Source organism: Nitratireductor soli (assembly GCF_001050155.1).
Lineage (GTDB): Bacteria > Pseudomonadota > Alphaproteobacteria > Rhizobiales > Rhizobiaceae > Nitratireductor > Nitratireductor soli.
Genome location: NZ_LFVY01000004.1, coordinates 136,038 through 152,354, shown reverse-complemented (window position 1 = coordinate 152,354; position 16,317 = coordinate 136,038). Strand labels below are relative to the sequence as shown.

Sequence of the window (16,317 nt, the reverse complement as noted above, 5' to 3'; positions counted from 1 at the left end):
AGCGCCCCAGAAAGCACCCAGAGGTTACGATCGCAACGCAACGCTACACGGCATCGTTGCGCAGATGGCGCTCGAACAGCCGGACGCCATCGCCATCCAGTTCGACGATCTCCGTCTCACCTATGGCGAGCTCGACCGGCAGTCATCGCTCCTGGCGCATGAGCTGATGCGGCTCGGCGTGGTGAAAGGCGATATTGTCGGCCTGTTGCTGCCACGAGCGCTGAAGACCCTGATCGCCAAGCTGGCGATCCTCAAGGCAGGCGCGGCCTACGCGCCCTTCGATCCCGCCTATCCGGCCGAGCATCTTGCCTACATGATCGGCGATTGCGCGCCGCGTGTCATCCTGACCGAGCGCGGCAACGCGGATATCCTGCCGCCGGCGGCCACCGATCATTGCCGCCAGGTGGATCTCGATGCCGCGCTTGCCGCTCTGCCGGATGTGGACGCGCCGGCGCCCGACATTGCCACCGATGGCGGCGATGCGGCCTACATCATGTACACGTCCGGCTCGACCGGCCGCCCGAAGGGCGTCGTCATTCCGCATCGCGGCATTGTGCGCCTGGTACGGGCGCAGAACTACATCCACTTTCACCCGGACGACGTCGTGCTGCACACGGCGACGATCTCCTTCGATGCCGCCACCTTCGAAATCTGGGGCGCGCTGCTCAATGGATGCCGGCTGGTGGGCATTGGCGAGCGCACGCTTTCGCTGCCGCGCATCACGCAGGTGATCGCCGACAATTCCGTCTCGGTCATGCTGCTCACCACCGGGCTGTTTCATCTCCTCGTCGACCATCACGGGCCGCGGCTGTCCTCGCTGCGGCATGTCCTGTTTGGTGGCGAGGTGGCGTCCGTCGATCATGCGAAACGCTTTCTCAGAACGCATCCGGGCTGCATCCTGACCAACGCCTACGGCCCGACCGAAGTCACGGTGATGGCCTCGGCCTTCGCGGTCTCAACGGATTTCGCCGATGCTGACATGCCGATCGGCCATTCCATCGCCCACAGCCGCGTCCACATCCTCGACGATGGGCTGGCAGAACTGCCGGCCGGCGTCGAGGGGCAGCTAGCCGTTTCCGGCGACGGCCTCGCCATCGGCTACCTGAACCGGCCCGAACTGACGGCCGAACGCTTCGTGACGATCCGCACGTCGGCGGGAGAAGCGATGCGTTGCTATCTCACCGGCGACGTCGCGGTGATGGATGAGAATGGCCTGCTGCGCTTCAAGGGCCGCCGCGACCGGCAGATCAAGATCGACGGCAAGCGCATCGAGCTGGACGAGATCGAAGCGGCGCTGCGGCGCGACGGGCGCCTTTCCGATGCCGTCGTCCAATGCCATCAGTCCGGCAGCGCCAAGCGGATCGTTGCTTTCCTCAAGCCGCAGGCGCCCGCCCTGGACGGCGAACTGCCGTTTGCGGCGGCCGTTCTGGCAAGCCTGAAAGCCGTTCTTCCAGCGCATATGATTCCAAGCAAGGCGATCGTCCTCGACACGTTCCCAATGAATCCCGCCGGCAAGGTGGATCGTTCACGTCTCACCCTGCCCGACATCTCCTCCCCCGCCAAGGCACCGGAACGGGCGCAAGGAACCGTGGCGATCATCGCCGGGCTGTGGGAACAGGTCCTTGGCGCGAAGGACATCGGGGCGGAGCAGAATTTCTTCGATCTCGGCGGTACGTCGATGCAGTTGATGCGCATCCATGCGGCGCTGGAACAAGCGCTTGGCCGCGCAATCGACGTGGTCGCCGTGTTCGAGCATCCCAACATCGGCAGCCTGGCGCGCTTTCTCGACGCCAGAGCGGGCGACACGGTTGCCGCGCCTGCCATCCGTATGCGCGCCGAAATGCAAAGAAAGCGGATGAGCCAGTTGCGTCGGAGCCAGCGATGACCGAGCAAGCGCGACCCGACGATGCGACCGATGCCCTGGACGAAGGGATCGGCAGCATTGCCATCATCGGCATGGCCGGCCGTTTTCCCGGCGCGGCTTCCGTAGACGAACTCTGGGAGATGATCCGCGAGGGACGGCATGCCTTTCGCCGGTTTCAGCCGGATGAAATCGACGATGCCTTCGAGGATGCGGTGCGCGCGTCGAAGGATTATGTGGCGGCGCGGCCGCATCTCGACGATGTCGGCCTGTTCGATGCCGAGTTCTTCGGCATGTATCCGCGCGAGGCCGCGCTCATCGATCCCCAGTTCCGGTTGTTTCTGGAGATATGCTGGGAAGCGCTGGAAGGCGCCGGCTGCGATCCCTTCCGCGCGCCGGCATCGATCGGCGTCTTCGCCGGTTCGGCGATGGGCACCTACCTGATCAACAATGTGCTGTCCGACCGGGTCAAGGTGGAGCAGTTCACCTCAAACTACCAGGTCGGCATGTTCTCGGAGCTGATCGGCTCGGTCAACGACACACTGGCGACGCGGGTCGCCTACAAGCTGAACCTGCGCGGTCCCGCCTTCACCATCCAGTCGGCCTGCTCGACCTCGGCGCTGGCCGTCACGCAAGCCTGCCAGACCCTCTTGACCTATGGCTGCGACATGGCGCTGGCCGGCGGCGTGTCGATCACCTTTCCGCAAAAGCGCGGCTATCTCTACCAGGAAGGCGGGATGGTCTCGCCGGATGGATTCTGCCGGCCGTTCGACGCCGATGCGGCAGGCACGGTGTTCGGCAGCGGGGCGGGCGTTGTGCTGCTCAAGCGGCTCGAAGACGTGCTCGGCGACGGCGACATGATCCACGCCGTCATCCGCGGCTATGGCGTCAACAATGACGGCGCCGACAAGGTCGGCTACACCGCGCCAAGCGTTTCAGGCCAGTCCGAAGCCATTGCCGCGGCGCATGCCAGCGCCGGCATCGATCCGGCGACGATCGGCTATGTCGAATGCCATGGCACGGCGACACCGCTTGGCGATCCGATCGAATTCAGCGGCCTGACCAAGGCGTTCGGCGCGGTGGCGGACAAGGGTTTTTGCGCGCTCGGCTCGGTGAAGGGAAATTTTGGTCATCTGGACGCCGCCGCGGGCGTCGCCGGGCTGATCAAGGCCGCGCTGGTGCTGCGCCACCGGCAGATTCCGCCCGTGGCGAATTTCGTCGCACCGAACCCGCACATCGACCTCGACGACAGCCCGTTCAGCATTCCGCGTCAGCTCAGCGACTGGAACACGGATGGAACGCCGCGCCGCGCCGGCGTCAGCTCGTTCGGCGTCGGCGGAACGAATGTGCACCTGGTGCTGGAGGAAGCCCCGCCCGCCGCCCCGCTTGCCGAGGATGATGGCAACGCGGTGCATATCCTGCCCTTGTCGGCGCGCAACGAAGCGGCGCTCACCGCCATGCGCGAAAACCTGGGCGCTGCATTGCGCAATGGCGCAGCACCGCTCTCATCGGTCGCGCACACGCTGCAAGCCGGCCGGCATGATTTCCTACAGCGTTCGGCGGTCGTCGCGCGAAGCCGCGAGGAGGCGATCACCGGCCTGACGAGCGAACGGCCGATATCGGGCCGGGCCGAGGAAACGCCGCCGCCGGTCATCTTCCTGTTTCCCGGCCAGGGCGCGCAATATGTCGGCATGGGCGGCGCGCTCCATGCCGCCGAGCCGGAATTCGCCCGCTGGATCGACCAGGGCGCCGAACTCGCCAAACCGCTGATCGATGCCGACCTGCGCGATTTCATCCGCCGTGAAGGCGGCCCCGACGAGAAACTCGCCGAGGCATTGCGCGACACGAAAATTGCCCAGCCGGCGCTGTTTCTGGTCGAGTACGCAACGGCGCGCCTCTGGATGAGCCGGGGCCTCAAACCGGCAGCGATGATCGGCCACAGCGTCGGCGAGTTCGTTGCCGCCGCACTTTCCGGCGTGATGTCGTTCGAGGACGGGATGAAGCTGGTGGCGGCGCGTGGCCGGCTGATGCAGGAGCAACCCAAGGGCGCCATGGTCTCGGTGCGCGCAGACGCAGCGACGGTTGCGCTTCACCTCTGCGACGGCGTGGAAATCGCCGCGATCAACGCGCCCAAACTGTCCGTTATTTCCGGCCCGTTCGAGGCGATGGACGCCACCTGCGCGGCACTCGATGCCGCCGGGGTCGCCTATAGCCGCCTGCACACCTCGCACGCCTTCCATTCAGCGATGATGGACGAGGCGGCGCGGCTCCTGGAAGACGAGACGTCGCGGGTCACCTACCACCCGGCGACGATCCCCTATATTTCCTGCGTCACCGGCGACTGGCAGACCGACGAACAAGGGGCTGCGCCCGCCTACTGGGCGCGGCACTGTCGCGATGCGGTGCGCTTTGCCGGCGGGTTGTCCACAGCCTGCCAGGGCAGCAAGCCTGTCCTTCTGGAAACCGGCCCCGGCCGAACCCTGTCGGTGTTTTGCGCGCAAACACTCAAACGCGAGGCGCTGGCTGCAATCGTCCAGTCCCTGCCCGAACACGACCGCGCCGGGCTGGCGCAAGAAGTGTTCGCCGAGGCCCACGCTCGGCTCTGGATCGCCGGTTGCCGGTTCGACTGGCCGGACCTGCCGGCGGAGGCGCGGCGGACCGTCGCCCTGCCGACCTACCCTTTCCAACGGCAACTGCACTGGATCGACGCGCCGAAGCCGCTTCGCCAGGCGAACGCTGCAACGGTTGCGCAGGCTGCCGTCGCATTGCCGACAACCCCGACAAACGGACCCGTCATCATGACAGCCACACCCGCCTTCCCCGCTGCCGACCGGCCCGCCAGGCTGGAAGCTGCCCTTACCGCCCTGCTTGCCGATCTGTCCGGCGAGGAACTGCCTGACGACGCCGGCGGCGCGACGTTTCTCGAACTGGGCTTCGATTCCCTGTTCATCGGCCAGTTCGCGCAAAAGGTGGAGAAGGAATACAAGGTCAAGCTCTCCTTCCGCGAGCTTTTGAGCAACATCCCGACCATACAAGCCCTTGCGCGGCATCTGGATGCCGAACTGCCGGCCGATGCCGTGCAGCCGGCGCCAGAAACCCCGGCGACGCCCCCGCCCCCCACGCCGGTCGCCGCGCTTGCTGCGCCATCGACAATGACGAATGGACCCACCACAGCGCCCGCCGGAATAGAGGCGCTGTTCCAGTCGCAATTGCAGATGGCGCAGCAGCTCTTCGCCCAGCAGATGCAGACCATCCAATCGCTGGGCGGCGTACCCGCCGCGCCAATGCAGGCGGGAGTTGTGGCCGCGGCGCCGACACCACCCATCGCGACGCCTCCCGCCGGCGATCAGGAAAAGGAAATCGGCGGCGAGCGCATCCGCCTCTACAAGCCCGGCGCGCAGCATGCCGATCACGAGATCACGCGGGAGAAACGCGCCTTCATCGCCGATCTGATCGCGCGTTACGAAGCGAAGAACGCAAAATCCAAGGCGTTCACCGAAACCCATCGGCCGCGTCTGGCCGATCCGCGCGCGGCTTCCGGCTTCCGGGCCGAGTGGAAGGAAATGGTCTTCCCCGTCGTCTCCGACCGTTCGAAGGGCGCGCGCATCTGGGACGTCGACGGCAATGAATATATCGATCTGGTCAACGGCATGGGCCAGACAGCCTTCGGCCATGCGCCGGACTTCGTCGTCGAGGCGATCATTGCCCAGGCCAATAGCGGCTTCGCCATCGGCCCGCAGACGCCGCTGGCCGGCGATGTGGCGGACCTCGTCAGCGAATTGACCGGCCACCAGCGCGTCACCTTCTGCAACACCGGTTCGGAAGCCGTGATGGCCGCCATGCGGGTTGCCCGCGCCGTCACCGGACGCGAGCGGGTGGTGGTGTTCGGCAATGATTATCACGGCCAGTTCGACGAGGTGCTGGTGAAGGGCCGCAGCCGCTCGGGCGCCCATGCCGCGCTGCCGATCGCCGCCGGCATTCCGCCAGGCTCGGTCTCCAACATGACGGTGCTGAGCTACGGTGCGCCCGAAAGCCTCGACTGGATCCGCGCCAATGCCGACGACATCGCCGCCGTCATCATCGAGCCGGTGCAGAGCCGGCACCCCGAATTGCGCCCTGTGGACTTCGTCCGCGAATTGCGCGCCATCGCCACGCAGGGCGAATTCGCCCTGGTCTTCGACGAGGTGGTGACGGGCTTCCGTGTCCATCCGGGCGGCATGCAGGCCATCTGGGGCATCACGGGCGATCTGGCGACCTACGGCAAGGTGCTGGGCGGCGGCATGCCGATCGGCGTGCTGGCCGGCGACAGCCGGTTCATGGATGCGCTGGACGGCGGCGGCTGGTCCTATGGCGACGACAGCGTGCCGATGGTCGCGCCAACCTTCTTCGCCGGCACCTTCGTGCGCCACCCGATCGTGCTCGCCGCCACCAAGGCCGTGCTGGAACACATCAAGGGCGAGGGCCAGGCGCTTTACGACCGTGTCGCCGCGCGCACAGAACAGCTCGTCGGCAGCCTCAACGACGAGTTGGCGCGGCGCGGCATCGCGAGCCCGATCCATGGCTACAAGAGCTGGTTCGTCACCGATTTCGGCAGCGCCGATCCGCTTGGCGCGCTGTTTTATCCCCATGCGCGCCTGCAGGGCCTGCATGTGCAGGACGGCTATCCCTGCTTCCTGACGACGCAGCATTCGGAAGAGGATTTCGAGCGCATTGCCGCGGTCTTCGCAAACAGCCTGGACGCGCTGCAGGGGGCCGGCATTCTTGCCCCCGCGCATCCGGTTCCGGTCGCCGCCGCGGCCGGGGCGGAGCCGGCTCCCGCATCGGCGCCGCTGACGGAAGCGCAGACGGAAATCTGGCTGGCCGCGCAAGCCGGCGACGAGGCTTCCTGCGCGTTCAACGAATCCTTCAACCTGGCGCTCGACGGCCCTCTCGACGAAGCCGCCTTTCGGCGCGCCTTCGCCCTGGTGATTGCCCGTCACGATGCGCTCCACATCCGCTTTTCGCGCGCCGGGGACCGGTTCGACATCATCCCCGACTTCACCGTCGATCTCCCGCTGCGCGATGTTTCCGCAGACGCGGAAATCGAACACATCGCCGCCGAGGAAGCCCGCACGCCCTTCGATCTGGTCAACGGACCGCTGGTGCGCGCGCAGATGGCGCGGCTTGCCGCCGACCGGCACGTGCTGGTCTTCACGGCGCATCACATCGTCTGCGACGGCTGGTCCGTCAATGTCATCGTCGAGGAATTGGCGGCCGCCTATGTCGCACTGCTTAAAGGCGAACAGCCCGACCTTCAGCCGGCGCTTTCCTTCGCCGCCTACGCACGGGAGCGTGCCGGCACGACCGGAGCAACCGGTGAGACGGAGGCCTTCTGGCTCGGCCAGTTCGCAACCCTGCCGGACCTCGCCGACTTGCCGACCGACCGGCCGAGGCCCGAACGGCGCAGCTTTTCCGGCGGCACCGTCACCGCGTCCATCGACAAGGACACTTACAAGCGCCTGAAGAAGGCCGGGGCGAAGGGCGGTGCGACGATGTTCTCGACCCTGCTTGCCGCCTTGCAGGTGATGATCGCCCGCCTTTCGGCAAGCGACGACATCGTCGTCGCCGTGCCGTCGGCGGGGCAAAGCCTGCTCGACGGGCAGAACCTCGTCGGCCATTGCGTCAACCTGCTGCCCCTGCGCCATGCGGTCGACGACAACCAGTCCTTCGATGCGCATCTGCGCCAGACGCAGCAACTGGTCCTCAAGGCGTTCGAACACCAGGACTACACCTATGGCACGCTGGTGCGGAAACTCGGCGTCAAGCGCGACCCGAGCCGCCTGCCGCTGACGGAAATCCAGTTCAACCTCGAGCGGATGGCGAAGAACCTCGATTTCGGCGGGCTTGAAGCACGTGTGACGCCGAACCCAAAGGCCTTCTCCAATTTCGACATGTTCCTCAACATGATCGAGAGCGAGGACGGCATCCGGATCGACGTCGATTACAATGGCGATGTCTTCGACCGGCAGACCATCGAGCGCTGGCTCGGTCATTTCCGCACGCTCGCCTCGGCCATCGCCGATCATATGACGGCGAGGATCGGCACGCTGCCGCTCCTCTCGCAGGACGAGACGGATTGGCTCGTCCATCAGGTGAACGCGACGGAAGCCGAATTCGATCAGGAGCGTCTCGTCTACGACCTGTTCGCCGAGCGCGTGGCCGAGCGGCCCGACGCCATCGCGGCGCAGCATGGCGACGCTTCCATCACCTATGCCGAACTGGACGCGCGGAGCTGGCAGCTTGCCCATCTGATCCACGAGAAAGTGTTCATTCCCGGACGCCGCGTGGCGGTGGCGCTCGACCGCTCCATCGACATGCTGGTGACGCTTCTGGCGATCATGAAATCCGGGCACATCTATGTGCCGCTCGATCCCGAGCATCCCGAAGCCCGCCTGCGGCAGACCATGGAGGCCGCGCGCATTTCCGCCGTTGTCTGCGCCAGCGACCGGATCGCCGCACTGGCCGGCGCGGATGCGGTGACGATCCGCCTCGATACGGAAGAAGCGGCAATCGCAGCGCAAAGCCCGACGCCGCTGGAACGGCGCACGCGCCACGCGGCGTCTGCCGCCTACATCATCTTCACCTCCGGCTCGACCGGCGTGCCGAAGGGTGTCGAGGTGCCGCATCGTGCGCTGGTCAACTTCCTGACCTCGATGGCGCGCGAACCCGGCTTCACCGCCGAGGATACGCTGATCGCCGTCACCACCATCTCGTTCGACATCGCCGGCCTGGAACTCTACCTGCCGCTGATCACGGGCGGCAAGGTGGTCATCGCCGACGGCGCCCAGGTGCGCGACGGGTTCGCGCTGGTCGATCTCCTGAAACGCAGCCAGGCGACCATTCTCCAGGCAACGCCGACGCTCTGGCAGATGCTGGTGGAGGCAGGCCTTGAAAATCAGCCGCAACTGAAAATGCTGTGCGGCGGTGAACCCTTGCCTGGCGAATTGGCCAGGACGCTGATCGGCATCGGCGACGAATTGTGGAACATGTACGGGCCGACCGAGACCACCATCTGGTCCTCACTGGCGCGCATCGACGATGCGCAAGCGCCGATCACCATCGGTCATCCGATCGCCAACACGCAGCTCTTCATTCTCGACGGCCAGGACAGGATCGCCCCTGTCGGCGTGATCGGCGAACTCAACATTGGCGGCGAAGGGCTGGCGGTCGGCTACTTCGAAAACCGCGAGCAGACCCGGGCGGCCTTCCGCAATGTCAACATCGCCGGCGTGCCGCAGCGGCTGTACCGCACCGGTGATGTCGGGCGGCGCTTGCCGGACGGCTCGCTGCAACTGCTCGGCCGCCGTGACAATCAGATCAAGCTGCGCGGCTTCCGCATCGAACTGGGCGAGATCGAAACCGTCATCGGCAAGGCCGAGGGTGTGCGCCAATGCGCGGTGGTGGCCGCGCGCAACACGAATGGCGACCGCCAGCTGGTGTGTCATTTCGTGGCCGAAAAGCTGGATGAGCCGCCTTCAGCCGAACGGTTGACGACACATGCCAAGGCGCATTTGCCGACCCATATGGTGCCGGGGTTCTGGCTCGAGGCAAAAGAGCTGCCGCAGACGGCGAACGGCAAGCTGGATCGCAAGGCCCTGGAGGCGCTCGGGTTGCCAAGGCGGCAGGCGGCCGCCCCCATCCGCGTGCAGCCGCGCACGCCGATGGAGAAGAAGTTGTCGAACATCTGGAGCGAGGTGCTGGAGATCGGCGAGATCGGCATCGAGGACAATCTCTACGCGCTCGGCGCGGATTCGCTCAGCATCTTCCGCATTGCCGCGCGCATGATGGATGCCGGCGTGCCGCTGGAGGCCAAGCATCTGCTGCGCCATCCGACCATCGGCGAACTGGCGATTTGCGCCGAGGCTGAGAGCGTGTCTTCGGCCAACGGAACCATGCCGCATGTGCCGTCGCTGAAGGATTATCGCAATGGCGCGCGGCGGGTCGCAGGGGCTGGGCGATGAGCGAAACCGATCAACACACGCACCCACATGCCGGGCGCGCAGTCGTCGCCGAGTTTCCCTGCACACAGACACAGCTGCGCTGCTGGTTCCTCGACCAGTTGAACCCGGGAAATCCGGCGCTCAACGTGGCGGTGCGCTGGGAAATCCGCGGCGCATTCAAGACCGGGAGCATCGAAGCCGCCTTTCGGCGCGTGATCGACCGTCATGAGATCCTGCGGACGGGCCTCGTCGATGTGCACGGCCGGCCACGGCAACAGGTCGTCGAAACCGTCGATTTCAAGATGCCGGTGATCGACCTTCGGCATGTGCCGGCCGACCAGCGCGACGCGCGCGTCCAGTCGATCAGCAAGGAAACGGCCGCAGCCCCCTTCGACCTGGGAGAGCCCGGCCTGTTCCGCGTCACCTTCCTGATGGTCGAAAACCAGCGCGGTTTCATCCTCATCACGGCGCATCAATCCTGCTTCGACGGCTGGTCGATCCGGGTTCTGGGCCGCGAGGTCGGCGAGATCGCCGCCGCGATCGACGCACAGCGCGCGCCCGAATTGCCGGAGCTGGCGCTGCAATATGGCGATTTCGCCCTGTGGCAGGATGAATACCGCAACAGCTACGGTTTCGAGACGGAGAAAACCTATTGGCGCGCGCAATTGGCTGACGCGCCCTATTTCGAAGTCCGCCCCGACCGGCCGCGCGGGCAGGCGAAAACCAGCCATGGCGAAATCCTCTCCGCCGTGATGCCGCTCTCCTTCGGCGAGCGCATCGACGCGGCGGCGCGCGCCCATCAGGTCTCGCTGTTCAGCTACGGCGCGGCGGTCATCAGTGCGGCCCTGCATCACTATTGCGCCGCGCGCGAAGTCCTGTTCGGCACGCAGATCGCCGGACGCGAGGATGTCGATCTGGAGAGCCTGATCGGCGTGTTCATCAACAATCTGGTGCTGCGTTTCGACTTTCCCGAGAACCTGACCTTCGCCCAGCACCTCGCCCGGGTCAGCGCGACGGTGGCCGATGCGCTCAATCATCAGAAGATGCCGTTCAACAATCTGGTGGAACTGGTCAATCCGGCCCGCGACCCTTCGCGCAACCCGCTCGTCTCGGTGAATTTCAACCAGCAGAAGGCGTTCCTCGAGAACGCGCATTACGGCGGTTTCGAACTGATCAGCGCGCCATCGCAATCGCCGGGCGTGATCTACGATCTCAACTTCATCATGATCGGCCGGCCGAGCGGCTGGCGCATGTCGATCGAGTACAACACCGATTTGTTCGACGCGCGGACGGCGCAGGAATTGCTGGATTTGTGGTGCGCGACCTACACGCTCATGCTGGACGATGCCGATGCGAAGATCGCTTCCATACGGGGTCCGGTGCGCGCGCCGGCACCGCCGGCGAACGGCCCGCGCGGCGCGTCACGGCTGGAGACGTTGCTGACCGGGCACGAGGACGTGGCCGCGGCGGCGTTGCAGCAACCCATCGATGGCGGGCAGCCCTACGCCTTCGTCACGCCCTCGCCGACAACCGCCGGCGCGCTTGAAGCGCTGCCGGCGCGGCTGATGGCCTATCTCGCCGGCCATCTGGCGGCAGCCGACATGCCATCCGGCATCAGCGTGCTGTTGGCGCTGCCGGAGCCCGGCGTTCAGCCGACCCCCGCCCCGCGCCCCGCCAACGCGGAAACAGGCGCGCGGCAGTCCATCCCGGAAAGAGAGCGCCAGCTCGGCCGCATCTGGGCGGATGTTCTGGGCATTGACGCGGTCGGCGCGGGCGATGATTTCTTCGCGCTGGGCGGTCACTCGCTGCTGGCGTTGCGCATGCTGGCGGCTGTGAAAGCGACCTTCGGCGTGAAGCCGGACCTGGCACTTCTGTTCGAGGCGCCGACGCTTGCGGGGTTTGCCCGCGCGGTCTTCGGTGAGGCTGAGCAAACGCTTGAGGAACCGCAAATCCCTGCCGCGGCGATGGCGGAAACGAATGCGCGGCAAGCCCCCGCCTGGGACATCTCCGTCTACCAGCAGGGCGACGGCAGTTGCGCCCTCTACACGCTCAATCATCCGTTTCTCTACTACCGCATGGCGCGCCTGCTTCCCCAGGAGATCTCGGCAGTCAATCTCAACATGCTCAACGCCAGCATCGACCCGGCGATGCGCGAGCTTTCGCTGGAACAGATCGCCGGCAACGCGATCGCCTGCATGAAGCTTGCCGACGGACCCCAGTCGATCGCGCTGATCGGGCTATGCGTCAACGGCATCCTGGCGATGGAGATGACACGGCAATTGCATTGCCTCGGGCATCGGATCCAGTTCGTCGCCCTGATCGACAGTTGGGCGCCTGGCTATGTCGCCTCGCAGTCGCGCTTCACCCGCTGGCGCTGGAACACGGAGAAGCGCGTCAAGCGGCTTGCCTATTTCACCGGCAAGCTGCTTGGCGGGCGCATGCGGCCGATCACCTATCTGAAGGAGTTCAACGTGACGCTGAAACTGCTCGAGCGGTTCAGCGGCGGCAACGCCATGAACACCGAGGAACAGGCCACTGCGGATGTCACGGATTTCCTGGTTGCCGCAGCACGCCGCTATCGGCCCCGGCCGATCAACGCCGAAACCGTGCTCCTGTTCAGGAGCCAAGCGACCAACAAGCGCGCCAGAAACCTTTTGTTCGGCTGGCGCGGTTTCATTCCCGACGATGCGCCGGTGTTCGATCTTGCCGGCTGGCACGAGGATTCCCTCACCCAGGCGGGTATCGAAAGCTTGTCGGGCGTCCTGTCGGATCGCCTGCACACGGGAGCGCGCCGTGAGGAATGAGCAGAAATCGTCCGCCAAGCGCTCCGCGTCAACGCATGACCGGCCAGCCCCCCTGAGGATCGGCATCCTGACGGGGGCCGGCCGGCGTTTCGAGAATTGGGAACTGCAACTGTTCGACAGGATTCTGGCCGATCCGCGTTTTTTGCTGGCCGGCTTCCTGGTTCATCCGGACCCTTTCGCCGATCAGCGCTCGAGCATTATCGCCGGCTGGGTTTCACGTCTCGACCGGGCCTTGTTCGCCCGACAGAAACCCTATCGCGCCGCGCGTTTTGCCCGGGCTCGCAAGGCGATCCCGGTCCTTGCCCTTGACCGCTCGCCGGAGCCGGTTGCAGCCCTCGGCCTGGATCTCGTCCTGCGCCATGTGCCGGCCGGCCTGCCGGAAGACATCATCTCCGGCCTGCCGTTCGGCGTCTGGACGCTCAGCCACGTCGAAGCCCAATCGCCGCGCGCCAACTGGACGGGCATCGACGACACGCTGGCCAACGCGCCTGAAAGTCGCCTGGGCCTGACCGTCGAGCAGGGAAAAGGGCGGCAGCCGATGCGGATTGCCGAAGCGGCGTTCAACATGAAATTCAGCGCCGCGCGCAACGCAGCCTTCATTCAGGAGAAATCGGTTCTTCTGGCAATGCGCGAGCTTGGCCGCCTGGCCGACACGCGTCAGTTCGGCCCCGCCCTGGTCCGGCTGCCCAAGGCGTCGGCCCCCGCCTGCCCGACCATCGGCGAAACCGCCGCCTATGCGGTGAAGCTCGCCCACGGATCGCTGGCCCTTGCGGCAAAGGCCTTGCGCCGCCGCGCGCACAGCGAGACGGCCGTCTGGACCCTCTACAGCGGGCGCGGAGCGATCGACGATTTCGACCCCCGTCAAGCGGTGGAAATCCCCCCCTCGAAAACCTCGATCAAGGCCGACCCGTTCCTGTTCAGGCATGAGGGCGAAACCTATGTTTTCTATGAGAATTACGGGATCGGCGACAGCAAGGCGCACATCGCCGTCGGCCGCTTGACGCGTGACGGGCTGGAGCCGATCGGCATCGCGCTCGGTGGCGACAACCACCTGTCGTTTCCCTTCGTCTTCAGCCATGACGGCGCGATTTTCATGATGCCGGAAACGCATCAGAGAAAGCGTATCGAGATCTGGCGCGCGGTCAGCTTTCCGCTGGTCTGGGAACCTTATTCCAGCGCGCTCGAAGGCTGCTCGGCCGCCGACAGCACGCTGTTTCGCCACAAGGGCACGTGGTGGCTGTTTTCGAATCTGTCGGAACACCACGCTTTCGAGGACCATTGCTCGGCGCTCTATGCATTCGAGGTCGATGGACCGAAATTGTCGTCGATCACCGCGCACCGGCGCAACCCCATCGTCATCGGCAGCGCCACGGCGCGCAATGCCGGGCGGGTCTTCGCCCGCCACAGGCGGCTGTTCCGCCCGTCCCAGAACAATGCGTATGGCATTTACGGCTATGGCCTGAACATCATGGAAATCGAGCAACTCGACCGGGATGCCTATCGCGAGACCTGCGTGCGGCGGATTGTTCCGGATTTCAAGCCCGGCCTCATCGGCTGCCACCATTTCGATGCCAGCGGCACGCGCTACATCCTCGACGCCCGCCTCAATGCGTAGTGCCCGGCGCTTGTCTCAGTTTCCGACCGCGAACGACTGGTGTGCGGGCCGCCCATTCCGCGCCAGGATCGCTGCCTCGGGTGCCGGCATGGCGGCGCGGCGGGGGACGGCAATTTCACCGGTTCGATAGCGCAGCGAAACCGCATTGCCGGCCGTCAGGGCGGCGACCGCGCCGATGAAACCGCGCGGCGTGGCAAGGTTGAGGAGGCACCATTGCTCCGGTGCGTCCGGCATGCCGTCCAGCCGCAGCAGACGCGGCTGGCCGGTTGCGCCGATCGACACATCGAACGAATCGAGCGGCAGCGACAAGCCCGCGCCATGCGCCTTGACGAATGCCTCCTTGCGCGTCCAGCAACGGTAGAAGGCGTCGAGATAGGCTTTGGGTGGAACGCAGCGCAGCGCGCGGCGCTCAGCGGCTGAAAAGAAGGTCCCGGCCAGATCCTCCTTGAACGGCGCCACCTGCTCGATGTCGATGCCGATCTGATAGTGATCGCAGACCGCCAGCACCGCGACACCGGCGCTGTGGCTGAGATTGAAATGCAGCGGCAGTTCGCCGGCGCCCGCCAGGCGCGGCTTGCCGAAGGCGTTGTAGTCGAAGGCGAGCCGCTTTGCCGGCACCGCCAGATACGCGCCGAGAATGGCCCGCAGATGGCCGCGCCCGGCGATGAAGCGCAGCCGGTCGCGCTCACGCACGAAACGGGCGGCGCGGGCGAATTCGGCATCGCTCAACGCAGCGACGAGACCGGGCAGCGCATCGGCGGCAACGTCGAGCGGCCATTGCCAGATGTCGATGATGGTGGAGCCGATGCCGACGGGTCTATGCCGCATAGGACAACCGCCTCTGCGGAGCCTTGCCGCCGGCCATGCGGCGCGCGAGATAGGCCATCAAGGCCAGCGGGTAGTTCTCGCCAAGGCTGATGCGGCAGGTGCGCTGCAGGATATCGATCGAGCGGGCGCACATATCGGGCGCATATTCGATCGGCTTGGACGTCCAGGAGAACGGGTTCATTGCCGGATGGGCGGCGCGCTGCTCGAGGATCGGCACCCAGTTGGTGCAGACATGGCGGCTGGAATCATAGAGCCGGTAAACGCCACGGCGGTGTTGTTCGGCAAAAGCGCTCGCCTCCTTTGCCGTATCAAAGATCAGATGCAGGCCGACCGCATTGCCCGGGTCGTTGTGCGGCCCAAGCTGAAAGGCCTGCGAGGAAGACAGAATGCGCGCCATCACGCCGTGACGCCGGCGCATGCGGTGCAGCATCGGGTCGAGCTTCTTCAGTTGCACGTTCAGCATGGCGCCCTGGATCTGGCTGGCCTTCATGTTGACGCCGAAGAAATGCGGCTCGTTGTAATTGTCGAGATGGCCGCGAAACAGCGCGCCGACATCGTGATACATGCGGGCGCGGGCGAAAAACCGGTCGCTGTCGGTGACCACGGCGCCGCCTTCGCCAATGTTGATGTTCTTGAACTGGTTGAAGCTGAAGGCGCCGACATCGCCGATCGTTCCGGTGCGGCGGCCGCGATAGCTGACGCCGACCGCCTGGCAGGCATCCTCGATGACCAGCAGGCCGTTCGTGCGGGCGATCTCCATGATCGCCTCCATATCGCAGACCATGTTGGCCATATGCACCGGCAGGATGGCGCGCGTGCGCGGGGTGATGCGGCGCACGATGTCGGCGGGGTCCATGGTCAGGGTCTGGTCAATGTCGACGATGACCGGCACCGCGCCGACCGCAAGCACGGCGGCGGCTGTGGCGATCCACGTATAGGCGGGCACCAGCACCTCATCGCCCGGCCCAAGACCGGCAGCCGCCAGGCCGCAGATCAGCGCGCCCGTGCCGCTGCTGACGGCCAGCGTGTGCCTGGTGCCGAACTGTTTTGAGAAATCGGCCTCGAACCGGTCGAGAGGCCCCCCGCCCGGCCCGCCATAGCGCGCCAGCCGCCCCGAAGCCATGACCCTGCCGACCGCGAACCACTCACGCAAACCAACTTTCGCCATTGCCCGTTTCCCGATTTGCCCCGGTGAAAGAAAGCCCTCGGGCGGAAAAGCGGCGTGCCCAT

General features: G+C 65.8%; 6 protein-coding genes. 4 read left to right on the top strand and 2 right to left on the bottom strand.

The window, feature by feature from the left end; translation table 11 throughout:
* Nucleotides 1-64 precede the first annotated feature (64 nt).
* The 4 genes from AB843_RS06325 to AB843_RS06310 are packed head-to-tail and all read left to right on the top strand — an operon-like array spanning nt 65 to nt 14,259.
* A complete protein-coding gene (locus AB843_RS06325; RefSeq protein WP_244467909.1) occupies nt 65-1,885 on the top strand; it encodes a non-ribosomal peptide synthetase in 1,821 nt (606 codons plus the stop codon).
* Nucleotides 1,882-9,861 (top strand): hybrid non-ribosomal peptide synthetase/type I polyketide synthase, encoded by a 7,980-nt coding sequence (locus AB843_RS06320; protein WP_048645962.1) that lies wholly within the window; start codon nt 1,882-1,884, stop codon nt 9,859-9,861. Before AB843_RS06325 ends, AB843_RS06320 begins: the two co-directional genes overlap by 4 nt.
* A complete protein-coding gene (locus tag AB843_RS06315; protein WP_048645961.1) occupies nt 9,858-12,644 on the top strand; it encodes a condensation domain-containing protein in 2,787 nt (928 codons plus the stop codon). Before AB843_RS06320 ends, AB843_RS06315 begins: the two co-directional genes overlap by 4 nt.
* On the top strand, nt 12,634-14,259 hold the full coding sequence (locus AB843_RS06310; protein ID WP_244467908.1) for a glucosamine inositolphosphorylceramide transferase family protein: 1,626 nt from the start codon (nt 12,634-12,636) through the stop codon (nt 14,257-14,259). Before AB843_RS06315 ends, AB843_RS06310 begins: the two co-directional genes overlap by 11 nt.
* A gap of 15 nt (nt 14,260-14,274) precedes the next feature.
* On the opposite strand, the gene AB843_RS06305 is transcribed toward AB843_RS06310, so the two are convergent.
* Together AB843_RS06305 and AB843_RS06300 are read right to left on the bottom strand one after the other, a co-directional pair.
* Nucleotides 14,275-15,087 (bottom strand): 4'-phosphopantetheinyl transferase family protein, encoded by an 813-nt coding sequence (locus AB843_RS06305; RefSeq protein ID WP_082143683.1) that lies wholly within the window; start codon nt 15,085-15,087, stop codon nt 14,275-14,277.
* Complete coding sequence (locus AB843_RS06300; RefSeq protein WP_048645960.1) at nt 15,077-16,255, bottom strand: DegT/DnrJ/EryC1/StrS family aminotransferase; 1,179 nt, start codon at nt 16,253-16,255, stop codon at nt 15,077-15,079. The genes AB843_RS06305 and AB843_RS06300 overlap by 11 nt, the downstream gene beginning before the upstream one ends.
* Nucleotides 16,256-16,317 lie beyond the last annotated feature (62 nt).

Bases quoted from the DNA above. Each gene is read 5' to 3' on its own strand.
- AB843_RS06325 (WP_244467909.1), top strand. From the start codon at position 65: ATGGCGCTCGAACAGCCGGACGCCATCGCCATCCAGTTCGACGATCTC.
- AB843_RS06320 (WP_048645962.1), top strand. From the start codon at position 1,882: ATGACCGAGCAAGCGCGACCCGACGATGCGACCGATGCCCTGGACGAA.
- AB843_RS06315 (WP_048645961.1), top strand. From the start codon at position 9,858: ATGAGCGAAACCGATCAACACACGCACCCACATGCCGGGCGCGCAGTC.
- AB843_RS06305 (WP_082143683.1), bottom strand. From the start codon at position 15,087: ATGCGGCATAGACCCGTCGGCATCGGCTCCACCATCATCGACATCTGG.
- AB843_RS06300 (WP_048645960.1), bottom strand. From the start codon at position 16,255: ATGGCGAAAGTTGGTTTGCGTGAGTGGTTCGCGGTCGGCAGGGTCATG.